This window comes from Amycolatopsis sp. NPDC006131, assembly GCF_040614175.1.
GTDB classification, from domain to species: Bacteria; Actinomycetota; Actinomycetes; order Mycobacteriales; family Pseudonocardiaceae; genus Amycolatopsis_E; species Amycolatopsis_E tucumanensis.
The window spans coordinates 80233-101783 of sequence record NZ_JBEXTX010000006.1; the positions used below are offsets into that span (position 1 = coordinate 80233).

The 21551-nt window shown below is 70.4% G+C and carries 17 protein-coding genes and 3 pseudogenes; 15 read left to right on the forward strand and 5 right to left on the reverse strand.

What is annotated here, in order from left to right; genetic code table 11:
- Positions 1-60: 60 nt before the first annotated feature.
- The 5 genes and pseudogenes from ABZ215_RS05950 to ABZ215_RS05970 all read left to right on the forward strand — a co-directional run bounded on the left by ABZ215_RS05950 (position 61) and on the right by ABZ215_RS05970 (position 4486).
- A complete protein-coding gene (locus tag ABZ215_RS05950) occupies positions 61-807 on the forward strand; it encodes an SDR family oxidoreductase (protein WP_354948050.1) in 747 nt (248 codons plus the stop codon).
- 17 nt (positions 808-824) lie between these two features.
- Positions 825-1988: an acyl-CoA dehydrogenase family protein gene (locus ABZ215_RS05955; RefSeq protein ID WP_354948052.1), complete on the forward strand. Its 1164-nt coding sequence runs from the start codon at positions 825-827 to the stop codon at positions 1986-1988.
- A 138-nt stretch (positions 1989-2126) separates the two neighbouring features.
- On the forward strand, positions 2127-2546 hold the full coding sequence (locus ABZ215_RS05960; RefSeq protein WP_020418649.1) for a nuclear transport factor 2 family protein: 420 nt from the start codon (positions 2127-2129) through the stop codon (positions 2544-2546).
- Between the two features lie 163 nt (positions 2547-2709).
- A pseudogene (locus ABZ215_RS05965) lies at positions 2710-3774 on the forward strand (chloride channel protein); the annotation flags it as partial.
- Positions 3775-3994: 220 nt separating this feature from the next.
- Positions 3995-4486 carry a TetR/AcrR family transcriptional regulator gene (locus ABZ215_RS05970; protein ID WP_354948055.1) on the forward strand — a complete coding sequence of 164 codons (492 nt, stop codon included), beginning with the start codon at positions 3995-3997 and terminating at the stop codon, positions 4484-4486.
- Positions 4487-4549: 63 nt separating this feature from the next.
- On the opposite strand, the gene ABZ215_RS05975 is transcribed toward ABZ215_RS05970, so the two are convergent.
- The 3 genes from ABZ215_RS05975 to ABZ215_RS05985 all read right to left on the reverse strand — a co-directional run bounded on the left by ABZ215_RS05975 (position 4550) and on the right by ABZ215_RS05985 (position 8484).
- On the reverse strand, positions 4550-5782 hold the full coding sequence (locus ABZ215_RS05975; RefSeq protein ID WP_354948057.1) for an MFS transporter: 1233 nt from the start codon (positions 5780-5782) through the stop codon (positions 4550-4552).
- A 456-nt stretch (positions 5783-6238) separates the two neighbouring features.
- Complete coding sequence (locus ABZ215_RS05980; protein WP_354948059.1) at positions 6239-7552, reverse strand: amidohydrolase family protein; 1314 nt, start codon at positions 7550-7552, stop codon at positions 6239-6241.
- A gap of 50 nt (positions 7553-7602) precedes the next feature.
- Positions 7603-8484, reverse strand: coding sequence for an isocitrate lyase/PEP mutase family protein (locus ABZ215_RS05985; protein ID WP_354948061.1), 882 nt, complete (start codon positions 8482-8484; stop codon positions 7603-7605).
- A gap of 173 nt (positions 8485-8657) precedes the next feature.
- Here ABZ215_RS05985 and ABZ215_RS05990 point away from each other — a divergent pair, with 173 nt between their 5' ends.
- Complete coding sequence (locus ABZ215_RS05990; RefSeq protein WP_020418654.1) at positions 8658-9167, forward strand: helix-turn-helix domain-containing protein; 510 nt, start codon at positions 8658-8660, stop codon at positions 9165-9167.
- A gap of 109 nt (positions 9168-9276) precedes the next feature.
- Here ABZ215_RS05990 and ABZ215_RS05995 read toward each other — a convergent pair whose 3' ends face one another.
- Positions 9277-10038: an oxidoreductase gene (locus ABZ215_RS05995; RefSeq protein WP_020418655.1), complete on the reverse strand. Its 762-nt coding sequence runs from the start codon at positions 10036-10038 to the stop codon at positions 9277-9279.
- A 90-nt stretch (positions 10039-10128) separates the two neighbouring features.
- Between ABZ215_RS05995 and ABZ215_RS06000 the strand changes: the two genes are divergently transcribed.
- The 5 genes and pseudogenes from ABZ215_RS06000 to ABZ215_RS06020 all read left to right on the forward strand — a co-directional run bounded on the left by ABZ215_RS06000 (position 10129) and on the right by ABZ215_RS06020 (position 14948).
- The gene (locus tag ABZ215_RS06000; protein ID WP_354948063.1) at positions 10129-10698 is read left to right on the forward strand and encodes a TetR/AcrR family transcriptional regulator; all 570 of its coding nucleotides are present in this window, start codon (positions 10129-10131) and stop codon (positions 10696-10698) included.
- A gap of 455 nt (positions 10699-11153) precedes the next feature.
- Entirely contained in the window at positions 11154-11489 is a 336-nt protein-coding gene (locus ABZ215_RS06005) for an SDR family oxidoreductase (protein WP_354948065.1), read from the forward strand.
- Positions 11490-11523: 34 nt separating this feature from the next.
- A complete protein-coding gene (locus tag ABZ215_RS06010; protein ID WP_354948067.1) occupies positions 11524-12507 on the forward strand; it encodes an MDR family oxidoreductase in 984 nt (327 codons plus the stop codon).
- Positions 12508-13042: 535 nt separating this feature from the next.
- Positions 13043-13489, forward strand: a pseudogene (locus ABZ215_RS06015) (SUMF1/EgtB/PvdO family nonheme iron enzyme); the annotation flags it as partial.
- Positions 13490-13586: 97 nt separating this feature from the next.
- Positions 13587-14948, forward strand: a complete 1362-nt coding sequence (locus tag ABZ215_RS06020) for a sulfatase-like hydrolase/transferase (RefSeq protein ID WP_354948069.1) — start codon at positions 13587-13589, stop codon at positions 14946-14948.
- Here ABZ215_RS06020 and ABZ215_RS06025 read toward each other — a convergent pair.
- Positions 14945-16446, reverse strand: a pseudogene (locus tag ABZ215_RS06025) (sulfatase-like hydrolase/transferase). The gene ABZ215_RS06020 and the pseudogene ABZ215_RS06025 overlap by 4 nt on opposite strands.
- 37 nt (positions 16447-16483) lie before the next feature.
- On the opposite strand from ABZ215_RS06025, the gene ABZ215_RS06030 reads away from it, so the two are divergent.
- The 4 genes from ABZ215_RS06030 (at position 16484) to ABZ215_RS06045 (ending at position 21551) form a co-directional block, all read left to right on the forward strand.
- The gene (locus tag ABZ215_RS06030) at positions 16484-18280 is read left to right on the forward strand and encodes a sulfatase (protein WP_354948071.1); all 1797 of its coding nucleotides are present in this window, start codon (positions 16484-16486) and stop codon (positions 18278-18280) included.
- A gap of 46 nt (positions 18281-18326) precedes the next feature.
- On the forward strand, positions 18327-18923 hold the full coding sequence (locus tag ABZ215_RS06035) for a TetR/AcrR family transcriptional regulator (RefSeq protein WP_020418663.1): 597 nt from the start codon (positions 18327-18329) through the stop codon (positions 18921-18923).
- A gap of 130 nt (positions 18924-19053) precedes the next feature.
- A complete protein-coding gene (locus ABZ215_RS06040; RefSeq protein ID WP_237337015.1) occupies positions 19054-20607 on the forward strand; it encodes an ABC transporter substrate-binding protein in 1554 nt (517 codons plus the stop codon).
- Positions 20604-21551 carry an ABC transporter permease gene (locus ABZ215_RS06045; RefSeq protein ID WP_354948073.1) on the forward strand — a complete coding sequence of 316 codons (948 nt, stop codon included), beginning with the start codon at positions 20604-20606 and terminating at the stop codon, positions 21549-21551. The genes ABZ215_RS06040 and ABZ215_RS06045 overlap by 4 nt, the downstream gene beginning before the upstream one ends.

A 21551-nucleotide genomic window follows, 5' to 3' on the forward strand; every position in this document is an offset into this window, starting at 1 on the left:
CCTTCTGTTCCGATGAATGTCACACACCTATTCGTATAGACCGATCGGTACAATACTGTGATGGATGCAGACGACAGCATGACCGGCGAGCGGGTGGCCCTGGTCACCGGCGCCTCCCGCGGTATCGGAGCCGGCATCGCGCAGCAGCTCCTCGACCGGGGCCTGCGGGTCGCCGGTACCTACCGGACCGGCGGTGAGCTCGTCGAGAAGCTCGCCGCGGTCCACCCGGACCGAGTTCTGCCGGTGCCCTTCGACCTCGCCGCGCCCGAGGCCGCCCGGGCGGTGATCGAGCAGGTCACCGGCCAGTGGGGCCGGCTCGACACGCTCGTGCTCAACGCGGCGGTGTGGCAGGGCGGCAAACTCGCCAAGATCGATCTCGACGACTGGTGGCAGGTCGTCGAGGCGAACCTGAGAAGCACCGCCGCGCTCGTCCAGGCCGCGATCCCGTGGCTGACCCAGGGGGCGAGCCCCGGCGTCGTGCTGGTCGGCTCCGCGGTCGGTTCCGTGGGTTTCCCCGGCGACACGGCCTACGCGAGCGCCAAGGCGGCGGCCGTGGGCTTCGCCCGCTCCCTGGCGAAGGAACTCGCGCCCAAGGGGGTGCGGGTCAACGTGCTCGCGCCGGGCTTCGTCGACACCGACATGACGTCGGCGATCCCGGACGTGGCACGCGCCAGGATCGCCGATGCCACGCTGCTCGGGCGGTTCGGCACGGTCGAGGAAATCGCCCGCGCCGCGGTCTTCCTGGCCGAGGACGCGACGTTCTGCACCGGTGCGGTGCTCGCCGCCGACGGCGGCTGGACGCTTTAGATCCCAAGGAGGAAACGATGAACGCAGGTCTGCCCGCCGACGAGTACCGGAAGCTGCGCGACAGTGTGCTCGCCACGATCTGGGACGAGCTCGACCCGCTGGAACACCAGATCGAGGACACCGAAACCATTCCCTACGACATCGTCCTGCCCGCGCTGCGTTCGTGTGGCGCGTTCGGGCTGATCGTGCCCCAGGAGTACGGCGGCGCCGGGCTGTCGATGGCGCAGTACCTGCCGATCCTGGCCGAGTTCGCGAAGATCCAGGGTGGCATCCGGGCCATCGTGCACGTGCACAACTCCTTCGCGCACGCCCTGTCCGAGATCGGGAACGACGCTCAGAAGAAGGAGATCCTCCCGGGCGCGGCGACCGGCGAGAAGTCGCTGGCCTTCGCGCTCACCGAGCCGGGCAACGGGACCGGCGCCGACCTGTCGACCACCGCGCGGCGCGAGGGTGACGGGTACGTGCTCAACGGGCGCAAGTGGCTCATCACCAACTCCGACATCGCCTCGCACTTCCTGGTGTTCGCCAAGACGTCCGACCAGGACGTCTCGGCGCTCATCGTGCCGCGCGACACCCCCGGGTTCTCCATCGCGCCGCTGCCGGAGACGATGGGCTGCAAGGGTGCCGAGCACGGCGAGCTGACGTTCGAGGATGTGCGGGTACCGGTGTCGGCTCTGGTCGGCGCCGAGGGCGAGGGCGGCGCGCACCTGGAGCGGGCGCTGGAGATCAGCCGGGTGTTCATCGCCGCCTCTTCGCTGGGCACGGCGTCGCGGGCGCTGGAGCTGTCGCTGAAGTACGCGCAGGAGCGGGTCACGTTCGGCAAGCCGATCGCGCAGCGCCAGGCGATCCAGCGCTACCTGGCCGAGATGGCCGCCGACGTGTACGCGTTGCGCGGCATGCTGGCGGACGCGGCGTCCAAATGGGACAGCGGCAAGCGGATCCCGGCCGAGTCGTCACTGGTCAAGCAGTTCGGCCTGGAGGCCGTCGGCCGGGTCACCGACCGCGCGCTGCTGGTGCACGGCGGGATCGGCTACACGCGGAAGTACCCGATCGAACGCCTCTACCGCGACGCGCGCCTGAACTGGCTGGAGGAGGGTACGCCCACCATCCAGTACATGGTGGCTGCCCGCGAACTGCTCGGCGGCTACACGTTCGAGGACGCCTTCACGGTCGCGAGCTGACCGACGTACGACGGATTCGGCCGGGCACTTCGGGTGCCCGGCCGTTGTCGTGTGGCGGTGCTCGCAAAAAGCTGGGCTGCGAAGGCGGGATCGCCTATGTTTGACAGAGTTGTCAAACATAGGTCGAGGAGGTTGCCGATGTCGCCGGTGAACTCGGTGGAAGTGGTCGAGTCGTTCTGGCGCGACGTGTGGAACGCGGGCAACCCGGACGCCGCGGACCGCTACGTCGTCGAGGACTTCGTCATCACGAACGCGGGCGAGCGCATCGAAGGGCGCGAGAACTTCAAGGCGTGGATCCGGGCGTTCCGGGAGAAAATCGACGACTTCAGGCTGGAGGTCGTCGAAACGTTCCAGAACCACGACGGCAGCCGTGTCGCCTCGCGCTGGCGGGTGCACGGCCGCAACAAGGGAATGTTCGGCACCGAGCCGGACGGACGGCCGATCTCGTTCAGCGGAACCGCGGTGTGGGAGGTGCGCGAAGACGGCAAGCTGCTGCACAACCACGTCGAGCGGGCTGCGTGGGAACTCTTCCAGCGTCTGACCCCGCAGTCGGCCTGATCGTGCGCCGCGGGCCCGCCGGCCGTGTTCCGGTGGCGGACGGTTGTGGTCCCCTCGGCGCTGCCACCACTGTCGCTTTCGGACACACGGCGGCCGCATCCGAGCTGACTGCGGGCGGCCCGGATGGCCGGGTGCCGGCGCCTTCGGCACGGGCCTTTCAACGATGACGCGAAGATGGCCCGCGGCCTTGGTGCTCGCGGTGCTCGCGGGTGCCCTGGCCGGCGCTTCCGGTGTCGCTCTCATCCAGACCGTGGCGGCGTGCCGATGGCTGCTGCACGGTGCGCCGGCGCCGGTGGTTCTTCTCGCCCCGGCAGTGGCAGCGCTGGCTTACGGGCCGTTGCTGGTGGTGTGCGCGCCGGAGGCCGGGGGCGGCGGGGTTCCGCAGGTCCGGCGAGCGCTCGCGACGGCGGAGCCACTCCGTCCCCGCGTCGCGGGCGTCAAGGGGATTGCCGCCGGTCTCACCCTCGGCTCCGGGGGATCGGCCGGGAGCGAGGGCCCGATCATCCACATCTCCGCGGCACTCGGCTCGGCGCTGGTGCGGCTGCCGCGAGTACCGGCCACGCTGGTGCGATCGACGGTGGCGTCCGCCGTGGCGGGCGGGGTCGCCGGGTCCTTCCAGGCGCCGATGGCCGGCGTCGTCCTGGTCGTGGAAGTCCTGCTGACCGGCGTGAGCCCGCTCGAGCTGGCCGCGACGGTGGCCGGGGCCGTGTCCGGAACCACGGTCGCCTGGGCCCTGCCGGGGGAACCGCTGCGGCTGCCCGCGCCGGACATCGCCGGGTTCGGCCCGCACCTGGCCACCGTGCCGGTGGCGCTGCTCGCCGGGTTCGCCGGGGTCTCGCTGATCTGGAGCCTGCACGTGGTGCGGCGGGCGGCCGATCTGGTGTGGCGGTGGTCCGAGTGGGCGCGCCCGGCCGTCGGCGGGGTGCTGATGGGCGCGGCGGTACTCGCGGTGCCCCAGGTCGGCGGGATCGGGCAGGACGTCATCACCCACACGGCCACGGGATCCGGAAGCACCGGCGCCCTGCTCCTGTTGGCAGCCGCCAAGATCCTCGCGACGAGCGTCACCCTCGGCGTCGGCGGGGTGGGTGGCACCATCGGTCCGGCGCTGTTCGTCGGCGCGGCCGTAGGCGCCGCGTTCCCGGTACCGGGGGCGGCCGTCGTGGGGATGGCCGCCTGCCTCGCGGCCGGCGCCCGCGCTCCGGCCACGGCGGTCGTGCTGGCGGCCGAGCTGAGCGGGCCGGGCCTGCTGTCGTCGCCCGGGCCCGCTGCGGTGATCGGCTGGGCCGTGGCACTGCCGCTGTCCGGAGGCAGCATCTTCGATCCCGGTAGAGTTCGTCGGGCGCGGGACAGGAAGGAGTTTCATGGCCGGGGTTCGGCAGTTCGACGAGCGAGTGGCGCTCGAGCGCGCGCTCGACGTCTTCGCCGAGCGGGGGTTCCGCGCGACGTCGATGCTCGACCTCGCCGCGGGCACCGGTGTCCAGCGTGGCTCGCTGTACCACGCCTACGGGGGCAAGGAGGAGATCTTCCTTCGTGCCTTCGGCGAATACACCGATCGCTTCCTCGCAGGCGCCCGTGACGCGCTGAACGGCCCCGACAAGCGGACCGCCCTGCTGTCCTTCTTCGACTACTGCATCGCCGTGTTCTCGGCCGGCTCCCCGTCCCGCGGCTGCCTGTCCACCCGCACGGCCGTCGAGGCCGCGACGGACTCTCCCCGGGTGGAAGCCGCGGTCCGCGTGATGCTGGACAAGCTGGAAGACCTCGTCCACGACGCGCTCGTCGCCATCGACGACGGCGTGGAACTGGCCGTCGACATCAGGGCGGTCGCGCGCCTGGTCGTCACCACCACCCGCGGCATCGCCGTGCTGGAACGGGTGGACCACACGCCTGACGAGCTCCGCGCCATCGCCGAAACACTGGTCACCACGCTCGTGGGCCGGTAGCCCCGCGGTTCCGGCCGCGGGGCCCGGCTCTGGATCAGCGCGGTGTCCCGGTTTTCCCGCCGCTCAGTGCCGGCGCGGCGTGAACAGGAGCGCGGTGAACGTGATCGCGCACGCCAGGACGATGTACAGGGAGATCACCCAGGAGCCACCGAAGCCGGCGAACAGGGCCGCGGCGATGAACGGCGCCGGACCGCTGGTGATCAGCCCGCCCACCTGGTACGCGACCGAGACGCCGGTGTAGCGGTGCTCGGCGTCGAACAGCTCGGCCAGGAAGCCGGCCATGGCGCTGTAGCTCAGCGCGTGGCCGAGGCAGGCAAACAGGAACATCGCGATGAGCACCGCGGCGGGGGCGCCGCTGTCGATCAGCCAGAAGAACGGGAACGCGGCGAGGGCCGAGTAGACCGCCCCGGCCAGCAGGACGTTCCGCCTGCCGATGCGGTCGGCGAGGACGGCCACCAGCGGCACCGCGGCGATGTCCAGCAACGAGGCGACGATCAAGCAGGTCAGCACCGTGCTGCGGGAGATGCCGACCTCGCCGGGGCCGTACGACAGCACGAACACGGTCACCACGTAGAAGGGGATGTTGGACGCGGCTTGGGCGAACAGACCGACGAGAACGGAGCGGGGGGAACGTCGCAGGGTGTCCTTCAGCGGGAACTTCGACACTTCCCGGGCCTGCGACACCTGCTCGAACTCGGGCGACTCGCTGAGGCGGGAACGCACGTAGAAGCCGACCGCGATGAGCACCGCGCTGGCCAGGAACGGCAGGCGCCAGCCCCACGACAACAGTTGGTCCTTCGGCAGCTGCTGCACCGCGAGGAACGCCGCGGCCGACAGCACGAGCCCGGCCGGGACGCCGGCCTGCGGCCAGCTGCCGTAGAAGGCCCGCCGCCGCGGCGGGGCGTGCTCCACCGCCATCAGCACGGCGCCACCCCATTCGCCGCCCACCGCGAAGCCCTGGACCAGCCGGACGAGAACCAGCAGGAGAGGCGCGGCGAGGCCGATCTGGGCGTAGGTGGGCAACACGCCGATGGCGACCGTCCCGCCGCCCATCAACAGCAGGGACAGGATCAGCATCCGCTTCCGGCCGAGCCGGTCGCCGAAGTGCCCGAACACGATACCGCCCAGCGGGCGCGCGACGAAGGCGACGCCGAACGTCGCGAAGGCCGCGAGAGTCCCGGCCAACGGGCTCAGGGTGGGGAAGAACTGGGTGTTGAACACCAGGGTCGCCGCCGAACCGAACAGGAAGAAGTCGTACCACTCGATCGCCGTGCCGACGAAGCTGGCGAAGGCCACGCGCGCGGGATTGACCCGCGCCGCCTGTTGTTGCTCGACCACCATCATTACCTCCAACGACTTCGGGGGAGATTCGCTTCACCACGCGGCGCTTTGTACCGGTCGATCTGACCCGTTCCTGGCGGTGGGGTCGGCCGGGTGGATGCCGCCTGCCCCGCACAAGAGCTGGGGCAGGAGGCGGACGACGCGCCCACGATCCAGGGGAGCAGTGGTGCGCGACGTTGCCTGAACTATAGGCATATTGACCGGTCGGTACAAGACGCTGGAGGAAAGGTTGCCCGTGCATTTCGGCCGCGGTGTGACGGTGGCGGCCTGATGTCCGCGACGAGGCGGTCCCGGCGTCACGGCGGGGTCCGAGTGGTGTGATGGCCCGGCAGGGAGCCGTACTCGGCTGGTCGCACTTACGAGCGGCTGGCACCGCGGGTTACCGCGCAGGGGCGCCGATCGGGCAACGGGTCACTCGCCGTCGGTTCGCCACTGCCGCCGCAGGCGTTCGCGGTCCACGACCCGCCCCTCGAGCACGACATCGGCGATGCGGCGGGTGTTGGTGATGTCCGCGCGCGGGTCGGCGTCGAGGACCAGCAGGTCGGCCCGCTTGCCGACCTCGATGGTCCCCCGGTCGGTCAGCCCCAGCAGGTGGGACGAGCGCCGGGTGGCGAACTCGATCGCCTCGATCGGGGACAGGCCCGCTTCGACCAGCGCTTCGAGCTCCCGGTGCTCGGCGAGCCCGGGGAGCTGCGCGAGCAGGCCCGTGTCGGCCGAGTAGACGAGCCGGACGCCGGCTTGGTGCAGGGTGGCGAAGTTCTCCTGCAGGCGGCGGTAGGTCTCGCCGGTGTCGAACAGTGGTTCCCCGCCTCGCGCCCGCATCCGGCCGCGCAGCTCCTCGATGGCGGTGGCCGGCAGCGTCTCCCGCACCGCCGGATCGTCCAGCCATTCGGTGCGCGTCGGGCCCTGCACGCTCATCGAGGTGAAGACCGCGGTGTCGCGCTCGACGAGCCGTTCGATCAGCTCCTGGTCGGGACCCGGGCTGCGGGGCATGTGGGCGAGGATGTCGGCACCGGCGTCGAGCGCGACCTTCGCGTCCTCGACGGTGTAGATGTGCGCCGCGGCCGGGATGCCGTGCTCGTGGGCTTCGTCGACGATCTCCCGGCACGCCTCCGGCGACAGCTTGGCCGCGGCGCCGCCCCGGTCGTCGATCCAGAACTTGACCGCGTCGACCTTCCGCCCCGCGAGCTCGCGCACGAAGGCCCGCCCGTCCGCCGGGTCGGTCACCTGGTGCACCGCGTCGACGGCGAAGAACGGCGCGCCGCTGGCCTGCCCGGGGCCGGGCGCCGCGACCAGGCCGGAGCCCGCGGTGAAGAAGGTCGCCAGGTCCGGGTCGTCGAGGGTTCCGGAGCGTTGCTCGTCGCGGATGGCGATCTCGATGCCGTTCCGGTCAGTCCCGAGGCACTGGAACGTGCTGATGCCGTAGTAGACGAACCGGCGGAGGTGGTCGAGGATGTTCTCGCGCGAGTAGAAGCCCGGATCGCAGGCGGCACCGCGCATGTAGCCGATGTGCCCGTGCGGGTTGACCAGCGCGGGCATGACCGTTTTGCCCCGCAACGAGACCACGGTCGCGTCGCTGAGGTCATCGGCGGGGGCCTGGGTGAGTCCGGTGATGCGTCCATCTTGGACAGTGATCACGGCGTCGTCGAGAACCGTGGTGCCGTCGCCTACGATCACCCGCGCGTCGGTGAACGCGGTAGTGCCGGTGGAATTGTCGTTGTTCATGGGGTTACCGTCTTTCGTCAGAACGGACCGGGAATGCGGGGCTGGAGGCGTCACTGGTACCGGGCGGCGCGTCGCTCGTAGGCGGCGTAGTCCATGAGGGACTCGAACGTGTGCTGCCCCAGCATCAGGTCGCCCATGTCGGCGACCTCCCGGCCCTCCTCGAGCGCGTCGAGAACCGCTGTGACGCTCTTGGCCGCCGCGCCGATGAGGCTGTACCACAGCAGGAGGATGTCCGCTCCCGCGTCGGCGTACTCCGCGAGCGTGCTGCCCGGGCGGTCGCCGCCCGGAGCGTCGAACAGGTCCGCGGCCACCATGACGGGGGCGTCGATGCGCGAGCGGACCTCCTTCAGCTTGGCCGCGGGAATCGCGGGAGCGAAAACCGCGTCGGCCCCGGCGGCGACATAGCTCTGCAGGCGGTTGACGGCGTCGTCGATGTCCCGGTGCACCCAGGCCGCGTCCGACCGCGCGATGATCTGGAAGGTCGGATCCGTGCGGGCGTCCAGCGCCGCCCGGATGCGCTTCGCCATCCGCTCGGGAGACATCAGTCCCGCCGGTCGCGACGTGTGCTTGCCGCCGAGGTTGTCCTCGATGTGGATGCCCACCACGCCGGCGGACTCGAAGGCCCGTACCGTCCGCCAGATGTTCTCGGGCTCGTAGAAGCCGTTCTCGCCGTCCACCAGCACGGGCAGCTCGGTCGCCTCGACGATCCGGCGCGCCGCGTCCACCATTTCGGTCATCGTGATCAGTCCGACGTCCGGCTCGCCGAACGTGCTCGCGGCGGCGGCGAAACTGCCGAGGTAGGTCGCGGGGAAACCGGCGCGTTCGACGAGCTTCGCGGTGAAGGCGTCATAGGCGCCCGGGAGTACGAGTGGCGCGGGGGACCGGACAAGTTCGGCGAACGCCGCACGGCGCTGGGCTGGGGTCGACGGCACGATGGGCCTCCTTGATGCGAAGTGCGGACGGTTCGCGCGCTCGTGGCGCGCTGGGGGTGCTGCAAGGCTGCTGACTTGCTTTCAGCAAGCTAGCATCGCTGGATTTCTTCGTGCAACCCAGCTTGCGGTCCAGCTGGCTAGCTCGGAGCTACCCAAGTGGGTACGATCGTGGCGTGCCCAAGACGCTCGGCAAGGACTCGACTTGCTCCATCGCCCGGACGCTGCAGGTGCTCGGCGACAGCTGGACGCTGCTGATCGTCCGGGAGGCGATGCTGGCGGGCTCGACACGGTTCCAGGAGTTCCGGGAGGAGCTGGGGATCGCGCCGAACATCTTGGCCAAACGGCTCGCGCAGCTGGTGGACGAAGGGCTCATGGAGCGGCGGACCTACCGGGAGCCGGGGCTGCGGGCCAGGGAGGAGTACGTGCTCACCGAAGCCGGCCGCAGCCTGAACGTGGTCATGGCGGCGCTGGCGAGCTGGGGCCGCGCTCACCGGCCGCGTCCCGGCGGCACCTCGCCACGGTTCACCCTGGAAGACACGGGCACGGCCGCGCAACTGGCGTTCGTCACGCCGGACGGTCAGTGTGTGCCGCCCGCGCGGCTGACGGCCCGGAGGACCGACGACGCCGCGCTCGACGCCATGACGGGGACCGGGGACGGGATGCCGGCTGCCCAGGCGAGCTGACGGCGGCCGGGCGCGGGCTTGTCCAGCACGCCGAAGGTTCGGCGAGAGCAGGCTTTCCGCGGGTTTCGGGCTTCGGGGCGCACCCCGAGGCCCGAAGCCCCGGGGAGTGTCACGCCGCCTTGATGGTCCCGCCGTCGATCACGAGGTCGGTGCCGGTGATCCACCGGGCCTGGGGCCCGAGGAGGAACGCGACCGCGTCGGCGATTTCACCGGCTTCGCCCATCCGGCCGAGTGCGATGCCCATGCTCGCGGGCACGCCCTCGTCCAGTACCTGATCGCGGGTGGTGCCGGACGCGCTGGCCATGCTGTCGCCGAGACGGCCGTCATCGGTCCAGCCCGGCGTGCGGACAGGCCCGGGCGACACGGTGTTCACCCGGACCCCTCGCGGTGCGAACTCCTCCGACAGCGCCGTGGTGAGGTTGGTCAGCGCCGCTTTGTGCGCGGAGTAGTCCACCACCATCGGGAACGGCAACCGTGCGTTGATCGACGACACGTTGACGATCGCTCCGCCGCGCTCCAGCAGCGCCGGCAGCAGTGCGCGCGTGAGGCGCACGGCCGACAGGACGTTCGCGTTGAAGCCCTGCTGCCACTGCGCGTCGGTGACGTCGAGGAACGAACTCCGGGCCTCGAACTGTCCGACGTTGTTGACCAGCGCGTCGACCCGGCCGAGCCGCAGTGCGGCAGCAGCGAGCGCCTCGACCCCCTCGGCGGTCGCGAGATCCGCGCGGACGACGGTCAGGTCGTCACCCTGCTCCGGCGTAGCCGAGCGCGAACCCGTGACGACCCAGTAGCCGTCCTTGCGCAGGCGCTCGACGACCGCGGCGCCGATGCCCTTCGTGCCACCGCTGACGACGGCCACTTTGTTGTCCATCACTGCCTCCTTTTTGGGAGCGATCGCTCCCGTATGGTCTGGACAGTACAACGGGAGCAGTCGCTCCACAACCTGGGGTAGTCTGGGTGCGTGGCACGGTCTCGGCAGTTCGACGAGGGGGAAGTCGTCGCGCGCGCGACGGAGCTGTTCCATCGGCGCGGCTACCACGCCACGTCCACCCGCGACCTCGGGGAGGCGCTCGCCCTCAACCCGAGCAGTCTCTACCGGACCTTCGGGGACAAGCACGCGCTGTTCCTGCGCGCTCTGGACCATTACCAGGCGTCGGAGTCCGCGCGCTGCACGGCCGCACTGGAGGACGACCGGCCAGTCCGCCTCGTGTTGCGCGACTGGCTCTACTCGATGGTCGAGCCCGCCGACGTGCCGGGCTGCCTGGTCATCCACACGGCCACCGAGCTGGGCACGGACGACCCGGAAACCAGCCGGCGGGTGGATGCGGCATTCGAAGGCACGATCGCCGCGATCGCCGCGTTGTTGCGGCGCGGGATCGCCGCCGGTGAACTGGCTGCCGACCTCGACGCCGAGGCCACCGCCGACCTGCTGTTCACCACCCTCGCCGGGCTGCGGGTACGCCACCGCGCGGGCCACGACCCGCAACGGCTGCGCGCGGCGGTCGACCAGGCGCTACGCGTGCTCGGCTGACCCGTTGGTGTGGCCACCGCCGAAAGCCTGGTTCGCGCGGCGCAGCGGGACGTCGCGTGCCGTCGAAGTGACGATGATGTGGTGTCGAGGGCGGCTCCGCCAACGACTATGACTACGTCGCCGGGCATTGTCGGGCTCGTGTCCCCGCGAAGTGCTCGAGTTGAATCTGGTGACCGTGAAGGATGGCATGATGCCGAGGTGGTACTGAGCCGGTACTTCCGTGAATCGGCATCAGAGGGTTGCCGGCTCACTGGTGGATTGTTGATCGCGTCGTGAGACCCGCGAGGCCGCCACGTGGCAATGGTTGCTGAAGGCAGGACGTCAGTGGGCGACCTCGCCACACCGTTCAGCAGGGTAACGCCGCGGATTACAGCGCGTCGTGTACTGGCCGACCCTGAGTCCGACGGCGACCGCGCTGCTCGATGCGGCGGCGCTTCCGCACTTCAGACGCCAACATGGCGCACTACGTGTCGGCCAAACACGGGGTTGTCGGATTGACCCGCACACTCGCGATGGAATTGGCACCCGACAGTATCCGGGTCAACAGCCTGCATCCCACGCAAGTCAACACCGACATGATCCACAACCAGCCCATCTACGACCTGTTCGCGGGTAAGCAGGGCGCCACGAAGGAGGAGTTCGCGGCGGCGTCGAGCCGGCTGCAGATGTTGCCTGTCCCGTGGGTGGAGCCGGTCGACATTTCCAACGCACTCCTCTTCCTGGCAAGTGACGAGGCCCGGTACATCACTGGCGCGGCGCTCGCCATCGACGCGGGGAACAGCCTGCTCTGATCGATCTGGAAGCGATCGTCACCGGAGGAGAATCATGTTCAAAGCGATCCTCATCGACCGAAGCAACACCGACTACCAGGCCGAGGTGCGGAACCTCGAGGAAGAGGAGTTGCCCGACGGCGATGTGACCGTCCGGATCGTCTACAGCAGCCTCAACTACAAGGACGCACTCGCCATCACCGGTAAGGGGCCCGTCGTTCGCAGCTTTCCGATGGTGCCTGGCATCGATCTGGCCGGCGTCGTCGAGTCCAGCGGCGACCCGGCCTATGCGCCAGGCGACCACGTCCTGCTCAACGGCTGGGGCATCGGAGAGACCCACTGGGGTGGGCTCGCTCAGCGCGCCCGGGTGCGAGGAGAGTGGCTCATCCCGCTGCCTGCTGGACTCGACGAACGGCAAGCCATGGCCGTCGGGACCGCGGGATACACGGCGATGCTGTGCCTCATGGTGCTGGAGAGCAATGGCCTGACGCCGGAAGATGGGGAGGTTCTCGTCACCGGCGCCAGCGGTGGAGTCGGTAGCTTCGCGGTCTCATTGCTGGCTCGACGCGGCTATTCGGTGGTCGCCGCGACCGGACGGCCATCCGAGGCGGGTTACCTGCAGCGGTTGGGAGCCGGCGCGATCATCGACCGGGCCGAGCTGTCCGAGCCAGGACGCCCGCTCGCCAAGGAGCGATGGGCCGCGGCGATCGATTCGGTAGGCAGCCACACCCTCGCCAACGTCTGTGCCGCGACCCGCTCGGAGGGCCTCGTTGCGGCTTGCGGAATGGCGCAGGGTTTGGATCTCCCCGCGTCGGTTGCGCCCTTCATCCTGCGGGGAGTGCGCCTGCTGGGCGTCAACAGCGTCACTCAGCCCTACACCCGCCGCAAGGCCGCGTGGGAGAGGCTGAGCCGCGAGCTTCACCTGGCGCACTTGGAGGACATCAGCCAGGAGATCGGGTTGAGCGAGGCGATCCCGGCAGCATCGAAACTGCTCGACGGCCGGATCAGAGGGCGGATCGTCGTCGACGTGGACAACTGACCAGGGTTTGGGAGGGCGCCTGTTCTCTGGAGATTGCGCAGGCGGTACGCGCCAGGATGGTCGTGCACTGGCACACTTGGAGACCTGCCGTCAAAGCTCGCTGAACGCAGGAATTCCCGTACGTCCATCCGGCGCCGCCGCGTCGACGCACCCCGCGAGGAACGGGTCCGGCTGTCCGAAGCACTCCGTTCAGTGCGGGCGGACCTCGCACACCACGTGGCCACCGGCAGCGCGACGGACCTTCCACCGATGGATGGCACGCGGGCGAGGCCGGAAGAGTCATCCCGACCTGGCCGACGTTCATTTCGAACAGCAGCGTCTCGAGTTGGGGGACGTCGCCGCGGAGAACCGGACTGTCGTGGTCGCGGCCCCGCTCGAGGGCAAGCGGAGGTACAGGCGAAGCAGGAGCGAATCTGGAGCGGGGTGCATTCCGCTGTTGCCTTGAACGGCACTCAACGCGCTCCAACTTCCCGATCCTGGCCAGGTGATTCTCGGTTTCCGCAGGTCAGCGCCTTGTGTCCGCCACACTGGGGGGCACGTGTCTTGGCACGACGCGGTGGCCTACTGCGAGTGGGAGGGCCGGCGCCTGCCGGCCGAAGCGGAATGGGAGTACGCGGCGCGGCGCGGTCTCGACCAGGCCCGCTACCCGTGGGGTGACGAGCTGACGCCGGGTGGGGAACACCGCTGCAACATCTGACAGGGCCGCTTCCCGGTGCACAACACCGAAGAGGACGGTCAGTTCGGAACAGCGCCGGTGGACGCGTTCCCGCCCAACGGTTTCGGGCTGTACAACGTGTCGGGCAACGTGTGCGAGTGGTGCGCCGACTGGTTCGACGACGCCCACGCAAACCGCGCGATGCGCGGCGGGTCTTACCTGTGCCACGACTCCTATTGCAACCGCTACCGCGTCGCCGCCCGCACCGCGAACATGCCGGACAGCTCGAGCGGGAACCTGGGCTTCCGGACCGTCGCCGACATCTGAGCACCCGGCCGTGGTTGCCTTCGCGGGTCCGCCAGGGTTACCGTGTGGCCACGTTACCTACCGAGTACTCGGTAGGTAAGAGTCCGGAGGTGTCCGCGTGCACGATCGTCTCAACATCCTGTGGCTGTACTGCGACGAGCTGCGTGCGGACGCGCTCGGCTGCTACGCGGAAGCCGGGGGACTCTCGCCACGCACCCCCCACATCGACGCGCTGGCCGCGGACGCCGTGGTGTTCGACCGCTGCTACACCAACTCACCGGTGTGCGTGCCGAGCCGCACCTCGACGCTGACCGGGCTGCCGCCGGAGCGGACCGGTGTCTTCCACAACGAGGCCGCCGCCGGTGGCTGCCCGCTCCCCGCCGGGCTGGTCACCTTCCCCGAGTTGTTCGCCGACGCCGGGTACGCGACCGCCAGCTTCGGCAAGGAGCACCTCCCGCCCGAACTCAAGCCGTGGCAGGTGGACGACCACACCGGGGCCGGGATGCGCGATCCGCTCTCCGGAGCCGACGAAGGCTCACTGGTGCGGACGCCGGGCATGCGGTTCGTCGTCGGCGGACGGCATTCCGGGGAGGAGTTCGTCCCCGAGGAGGTGACGCGGCGGGCGATCGCCTGGCTGCGCGCGGTGGACGGCCCGTTCCTGCTGCGCGCGTCGTTCCTGCAGCCGCACACGCCGGTCGTGGCGCCCGAACGCTGGGCCCGGCTGTTCCCGCCGGACGCCCAGCCCGGACACGCCCTCGACGGCGATCCGGACGGCAGCCGCTTCGACCGTCGTTTCGCCGAGCTCAACGGCGGGCGCGAGATGCCCGAAGCCGAGCTGCGGCAAGCCCAGGCCGACTACGTGGCGCTGGTCGCCTGGGTGGACGAGCAGATCGGGCTCATCCTCCGGGAACTGGAGAACCGCGGCCTGGCTGGGAACACGATCGTCGTGCTCACCTCCGACCACGGCGTGCACCTCGGCGAAGGGGGCGCCTTCGGCAAGCACACCTTCGCCCCGCAGAGCCACCGGGTTCCGCTGATCGTCCGACGGCCGGGCCGGTCGGGTGGGGAGCGCCGCGACGATCTGGTCCAGTCGCTCGACCTCGCCCGGACGCTCCTCGGGGCAGCGGGCATCCCGGCCGCCGCGCCGATGGCGGGGCGTGATCTGTTCGGCGAGCCGGAGCCGGACCACGTCCTGGCGACCATCGGCTACGGTGATCCGGCGAGCCGCGCGTTCCCCAACCGCGACGAGGGCACCTGGGACGACGGGAGGGGCTGGCCGCGGCGCAGCTGCATCCGGACCCGGCGCCACCGGCTGGACGCCACCGTCCGCATCGACGGACGTCCCGCCGCAACCGGCGAGGAAGACGTGTTCCTGGCGGACTCGCTCGCCGACCCCCGCGAGCTCCGGAACCTCGCGGAAAGCACGGCGCACGAGGAAATCCGGGACGCCCTGCTGCGCGAACTGCGCGCCCGCACCTAGGGAGTGCACCTCGGTGCGGGCAGGTCGACCGCGGGCCGCCGGGGGTCGCGGCCGGCCGGGAGGACATCGGCCGTGGTGGCCAGCCACGTGAGGACGGCCTCGCGCATCCGCTCCTCGACGGCCGCGAATTCCGCTCGTCCGGCGAGGTTGCGCGTCTCGGCCGGGTCAGTCCGGCGGTCGTACAGCTCGGGTGGTTCGTAGAGCCGCCAGACGTAGGTCCAGTCGCGATCGCGGGCCGCGAACGCCTTGCCGACGAGCCGGGGGTCTTCGTGCTGGAGTTCACCCTTGAGGTCGTAGGGGAACGCACCGCGCTCGAGCCGGGGCTCCTCTTCGGCCAGGAAGCCGCCCTCGCTGAACGCGTACGGCCGGTGCTCGCCGTCCGGGTCGTCGAACAGGTGCCGCAGACTTCGTCCATAGTGGACGTGGCCGAACTCGATGCCCGCGAGGTCGAGCAACGTGGGGAAGACGTCGACGAGTTCGACGAGCGCGTCGGTCGTCCCGGCCGGCACCGGGCCGCCGCTGAGGATGAGCGGGTCGCGGGTGACGCACGCGTGCATCGCCGACGGCCACTTCTCGATCACGCCGAAGTCGCCGAGGTATTCGCCGTGGTCGGCGAAGAAGGCGACGACGGTGTCCGGGCCGAGCGCGGCGACGATCCGGCCGACGTGGGCGTCCAACCGGGACACCATGCCGTGGTAGACGGCGGCGACTTCTTGCCACACCGGTAGCGTCGCGCGATCGAGCCCGTACTTCTCGCGGATGGCGGTGAGGTAGGCGGGACCGGTCCCCGGGGGAACGGGAGCAGGCTGGGCGTTGCGGTCGTGCAGGGAAAACCACGGCTCGGCGGCCTCGAACGGGCAGTGCGGTGCGATCAAGGGCACGAAGAGTACCACGGCCGGTCCGGCGGATCGGCGAGCCACGATTCAGCGGTGCGGACCGCGGCCTCGTCGAAGTCGAGGGCGTCGTCCAGGACTTCGCCGCCGTAGAAGAGCCGGTCCCACAAGGAGTCTTCGATGCCGGAAAGAGCGGGACGGCGGCGCCGCCGCTCGGCGGGCGCACCGCCCCAGCGCGCCCCGGCCGGGACCTCGGTGAACCCGTGCTCGTGCACGCTGAGCTCGGTCGCTCCGGGGGCGAACGTGTCGCCGCGGTCGCCCGCCCACACGACGTGGTAGCCGTGGTCGCGGAAGGTCCGCAGGAAGTTCGGCTCGTCCGGCCGCAGCAGTCCGTCCAGGGTGCGGTGCCCGGCGGTGTGCGGGTACCAGCCGGTGAGGAACGAGGCGCGGCTCGGCGAACACACCGGGTGCTGAACGAAGGCATTGGTGAACGTCATCCCCGCGGCGGCGAGCGCGTCCAGGTTCGGGGTGCGGGCGTGCTCGGCGCCGAATGCGCCGAGCGCGTCGGCGCGCAGCTGGTCGGCGACGATCACGACGAAGTCGGGTGGGGCCACGATGCCTCCGGGGTTGCCTGGGTGCCGGGGTCCGGGGTTGGATGTGGTCACGCTACCTACCGAGTACTCGGTAAGTAAAGGAGGTCCCGTGAAGGCGATCGTCGTGATGTTCGACAGCCTCAACCGCCGCCACCTGCCCGCCTACGGCGGCCAGGACGTGCACGCGCCCAACTTCGCGCGGCTCGCCAGGCGGACCACCGTGTTCGACAACTGCTACGCGGGCAGCATGCCGTGCATGCCGGCCCGCCGGGAGATGCACACCGGCCGCTACAACTTCCTCCACCGCGGCTGGGGTCCACTGGAGCCGTTCGACGACTCGGCCCCGCAACTGCTCACCGACGCCGGCGTGCACACCCATCTGGCCACCGACCACGCGCACTACTGGGAAGACGGCGGCGCCACCTACCACAACCGGTTCCGCACCTACGAGTTCTTCCGTGGCCAGGAAGGCGACTTCTGGCACGGGCAGGTCGCCGATCCAGAGCCGGCCCCGGACCTCAAGCGGCTCCGGCGCCCCGCCTACCGCCAGGACCGGGTGAACCGGCAGCACCTCGCCGACGAGGCCGACCACCCGCAGACGCGGACCTTCGACGCGGGCCTGCGCTTCCTGGACGTCAACCACGCCGAGGACGGCTGGTTCCTGCAGATCGAGACGTTCGACCCGCACGAGCCGTTCTTCAGCTACCCGCGCTACCACGACCTCTACCCCGAGGACTACGACGGCCCGGAACTCGACTGGCCTGACTACGCCCAGGTGCTCGAAACCCCGGAGCAGGCCGCCCACGTGCGCAACCGGTACGCCGCGCTGCTGTCGATGTGCGACCACTCGCTGGGCCGGGTGCTCGACCGCATGGACGAGTTCGACCTCTGGCGGGACACTCTGCTGATGGTCGTGACCGACCACGGGTACCTGCTGGGGGAGCACGGCTGGTGGGGCAAGAACGTGCCGCCGTGGTACGACGAAACGATCCACACGCCCCTGTTCGTCTGGGACCCGCGGGCGGGCGCCGCCGGCGAGCGGAGATCGGCTCTGGTACAGACAATCGACTTCGGGCCGACACTGCTCGAGTGGTTCGGCGTGCCCCGGCCGCCGGACATGCAGGGGCGGCCGCTGCGGGACGTCATCGCCGCCGACGAACCGGTCCGGGAAGCGGCGTTGTTCGGCGGGTTCGGCGGGCACGTCAGCGTGACCGACGGCCGGTACGTCTACATGCGAGCCCCCGCGACCGAAGCGAACGCGCCGCTGGCGGAGTACACGCTCATGCCGACGCACATGATGGCCCGCTTCGCGCCCGAGGAGCTGCGCGACGCCGAACTCGTGCCCCCGTTCGCGTTCACCAAGGGCGTCCCGGTCCTGCGGACGCGGGGCCAGGCGATGTCCAACCCGTACGCGTTCGGCACGCTCCTGTACGACCTCCACGAGGATCCGGGCCAGGAACGGCCGCTGGTCGACGACGAGCTGGAGCTGCGGATGATCGGGCTGCTGACCCGGCTCATGCGCGACACCGACGCGCCACCCGAACAGTACGTGCGGCTCGGCCTGCCGGAGCACGGCGATCCCGGCCGCGAGCACCTGCAGGTGCGGCGCCACTGGGCTCAGGTCGAAGCGGCCCGGGAACCGATCCGCCGCGAGGACTACCCGCGGGGTCCGCTGAGCGCGCACACCCCGCTGCGCGAGCTGCTCGCCGATCCCGGGGCCCGTGCGGTGCTCCAGGAGCGGGTGCCGGGACTGCTCACCGGTCCGCTCGCCGCCGTGGCCGGGGGATTGAGCCTGGTCGAGATCGCCGCGATGGCCGTCGGTCTGCTGCCCCGGGCGAAGCTCCAGGCCATCAGCGACGCCCTGATCAGCGACGACCAGAAGTTACTCGGCAGTACACCTTCCTAACTTACCGAGTACTCGGTAAGTTAGCCGTATCGATGGAAGGAGCCGCATGACACGAGCAGAGTCCGGCCGGGTCCGCTTCCCGGCCGCCGAGCGGCGGGAGCAGATCCTCGCCGTCGCCGCGGACGCGTTCGCCGTCGCCGGCTTCCACGGCACCAGCATCGCCGAGGTGGCGGCGAAGGTCGGGGTTTCGCAACCCGGGCTGCTGCACCACTTCCCGAGCAAGGACGCGCTCATCCTCGCCTTGCTGCAGCAGCGTGACCTCCAGGACGAGCAGGCCCTGGCGGCCGAGTTCGCCGGTGTCGACGCCTCCACGCGCGAGTGGCTGGTGGCGCACTGCCGCCGCAACGAGACGCAACCCGGTCTCGTGCGGCTGTTCACCGTTCAATCGGCCGAAAGCCTCGACCCTGCACACCCGGCCCACGAGTTCTTCCGCGAACGCAACCGCCGCGTCCGCGGCCACATCGTCCGGCTGATCGAACGCGACCAGGAGACGGGCAGGCTGCCCGCCTCGCTCGACCCGGCGGACACCGCCGCCGAACTGGTCTCGCTGATGAACGGCCTGCAGCTGCAATGGCTTCGCGACCCGTCGGTCGACATGTGCGGCATCTTCGAGACGAGCATGCGCCGCCTCGAAAAGCACTGATCACGCTCTCGCGAAGCGCTGCCGCCCCGGCGGCAGCCCGGCTTTCCCGACCCCGCACCGGCCGCTGACGGTCCGGTCGCCGTGTGTGCGAAACGCGCCGGCGAATCCTGACTCAACGAGGAGTCCTTCCATGCGCTCAGGCGTATCCAGAATCCGCGGTGCCCTCCTGCTGACCTTGTCGGCCGTCCTGGTGGCCGGCTGCCAGTCCGCTGTGGACCTGCAGCAGCAGGCGGCGTCCGGTTCGTCGACGGCCGCCTGCCGCCCCGGCGGCACCCTCGTCGTGGCGAACGCCCAACCCCCGATCCCCGGCCGCATCCTCGCCCAGGGCGCGGCGAACCTGTTCTGGGTCCGTGGTGTCTTCGAAACGCTGCTCGCGGTGAAGAACGGCGACGTCAAGAACCCGGAACCACTGCTGGCCTCCGCGTGGAAGCTGGGAGCCGACGACCGCAGCGCCGTGCTGACGCTGCGCCAGGGCGTCACCTTCCACAGTGGACGTCCCTTCACCGCGGCGGACGTGCTGTACACCTTCGAGCAGGCCCTCACCCCGGCCAGCCCCTCGATCGACAAGCAGATCATCGGTGGCTGGCAGATCGAGGCTACCGGTGACCACGAGGTGACGATCCGCTCGAAGACGGCCTTGTCGCCGGTGCTCGCGAGCGTCCTCGACGACACCCCGATCGTCGATTCGGAGACCTACGCGGGCCTCGCCGACGGCAGCAAGATCATCGGGACCGGCCCGTTCAAGGTCGAGGAGTACCAGCCGGGCTCCCAGATCGTGCTGGTGCGCAACGACAAGTACTGGCAGCAGGGCCTGCCGCACCTGGACCGGATCGAGAACGTCGTCATCCCGGACTCGACCGCGCAGCTGGCCGCACTGCGCTCCTCGCGGGCCCAGCTCGCCGGGGGCCTCACCACGCAGGACGCGCAGACCGTGACCCGCCAAGGCGACCAGTTCCAGCTTCAGAACACCCTGCAGGCGGCGTACTCGCTCGTCCTCGACACGACCAGCGGCGTCTTCGCGGACAAGACCGTCCGGCAGGCCGTGGGCTACGCGATCGACCGGGACCGGATCAAGCAGCAGGTCTTCGGCGGGCTGGGCACCACCGCGGGCCTCATCTGGCCGCCGGGCGACACCTACCCGAAGGACCTCGAGAACACCTACCGGTACGACCCGGCCAAGGCCCGCCAGCTGATCCAGCAGGCCGGGGCGACCGGCGCCGCGGTGCCGATCACCATCATCAACAACCCGCAGCTGCAGGCCGAATACCAGATCATCGCGAACAACCTGACCGATGTCGGCCTCAAACCGAACCTCGTCGCGCTGGCGGCGCCGGACTACCAGGCGCGGCTGGCGGCGCAGAAGGGCGGGAACTACCTGTCCTTCCGCGGGGTCGCCGACACCCCGTCGCTGATCGCGCAGACCAACCCGGACGTGCGGCTGCAGGGCGCCCACCGGCAGTTCGGCAGCCCCGAGTACACCGCACTGGTGCAGGGTCTCGTCGAGGCCGGCAGCGGCCCGGACGCGGCCAAGGCCGTGCACGACCTGACCGCCTACATGCTCGACCAGGCCGTCCAGCACGTGGTCGTCACGACGCCGGGCATCATGGTCCGCTCCACGGCGGTCGGCGGTACCACCTTCACCTCCGGCGGGCTGCTGTCCCGGGAAACGTGCCTGGTCCGATGAGCCGCTTCCTCCTCCGCCGCCTCCCGTCGATCGTGCTGGTGCTGCTGGCCACGAGCGTGATCGCCTTCCTGCTGCCGCGCCTGGCACCGGGCGACCCCGCCGCGGTGATCGCAGGCCCGGACGCGTCCGCGCAGACGATCGCCGCGATCCGCGCCCAGCTCGGCCTCGACCAGCCGTGGGTGACGCAGTACCTGCACTGGCTCGGCGGCCTGTTCACCGGCGACCTCGGGCAGTCCTTCCAGTACGGCAGGCCGGTCGCCGAGCTGATCGGCGACCGGCTCGAAAGCACGGTCGAGCTGGCCGTGCTGGCCGGGGTGTTCCTCGTCGTGTTCGGCATCGGCCTCGGCGTCCTCGCCGGTTCGGCCCGCAGCCGCTGGGCGCGCACCCTCATCGGCGGCGCGAACACCGGTCTGCTGGCCGCCCCGCCGTTCCTGGTCGGCCTGCTGCTGATCCTCGTCTTCGGGGTGGCCGTGCGGCTGCTGCCGATCAGCGGCGAGACGCCGGTGCTGGACAATCCCTCCATCGGGTTGCAGTACCTGCTGCTGCCCGCGCTGGCGCTCGCGTTGCCCATGTCGGCCGGCGTGGCGCGGCTGGTCCAGACGTCGATGGTCGGTGTGCGCCAGGAGGACTTCGTCGACCTGGCGGTCGCGAAGGGCGTGCCGTCGCGGGGGATCAGCGTCCGGCACGTCCTGCGCAACAGCCTCGGCCCGGCCGTGGTGGCGATCGGCATCCGGTTCGGTGACCTGCTCGCCGGCGCCGTGGTCATCGAGGCGATCTTCGCCCGCAACGGGCTGGGCCAGCTGGCCGTGTCCGGCGCGCAGAACGCCGACTACGCGGTCGTCCAGGTGCTCATCGTCGGCACGGTGTTCATCGCGGTCCTGGCCCAGCTGCTCACCGAAATCGCCCTCGCGGCGCTCGGCCCCCGCATCCGATTGGGGCAGTGA

What these genes read in the sequence shown, in the direction of transcription:
- ABZ215_RS05950 (WP_354948050.1), top strand. Translation starts at nt 61, where the DNA reads ATGGATGCAGACGACAGCATGACCGGCGAGCGGGTGGCCCTGGTCACC.
- ABZ215_RS06005 (WP_354948065.1), top strand. Translation starts at nt 11,154, where the DNA reads ATGGCGCACTACGTGTCGGCCAAACACGGGGTTGTCGGATTGACCCGC.
- ABZ215_RS05970 (WP_354948055.1), top strand. Translation starts at nt 3,995, where the DNA reads ATGCTCGACCTCGCCGCGGGCACCGGTGTCCAGCGTGGCTCGCTGTAC.
- ABZ215_RS05995 (WP_020418655.1), bottom strand. Translation starts at nt 10,038, where the DNA reads ATGGACAACAAAGTGGCCGTCGTCAGCGGTGGCACGAAGGGCATCGGC.
- ABZ215_RS06040 (WP_237337015.1), top strand. Translation starts at nt 19,054, where the DNA reads ATGCGCTCAGGCGTATCCAGAATCCGCGGTGCCCTCCTGCTGACCTTG.
- ABZ215_RS05980 (WP_354948059.1), bottom strand. Translation starts at nt 7,552, where the DNA reads ATGAACAACGACAATTCCACCGGCACTACCGCGTTCACCGACGCGCGG.
- ABZ215_RS06045 (WP_354948073.1), top strand. Translation starts at nt 20,604, where the DNA reads ATGAGCCGCTTCCTCCTCCGCCGCCTCCCGTCGATCGTGCTGGTGCTG.
- ABZ215_RS05960 (WP_020418649.1), top strand. Translation starts at nt 2,127, where the DNA reads ATGTCGCCGGTGAACTCGGTGGAAGTGGTCGAGTCGTTCTGGCGCGAC.
- ABZ215_RS05955 (WP_354948052.1), top strand. Translation starts at nt 825, where the DNA reads ATGAACGCAGGTCTGCCCGCCGACGAGTACCGGAAGCTGCGCGACAGT.
- ABZ215_RS06010 (WP_354948067.1), top strand. Translation starts at nt 11,524, where the DNA reads ATGTTCAAAGCGATCCTCATCGACCGAAGCAACACCGACTACCAGGCC.
- ABZ215_RS06035 (WP_020418663.1), top strand. Translation starts at nt 18,327, where the DNA reads ATGACACGAGCAGAGTCCGGCCGGGTCCGCTTCCCGGCCGCCGAGCGG.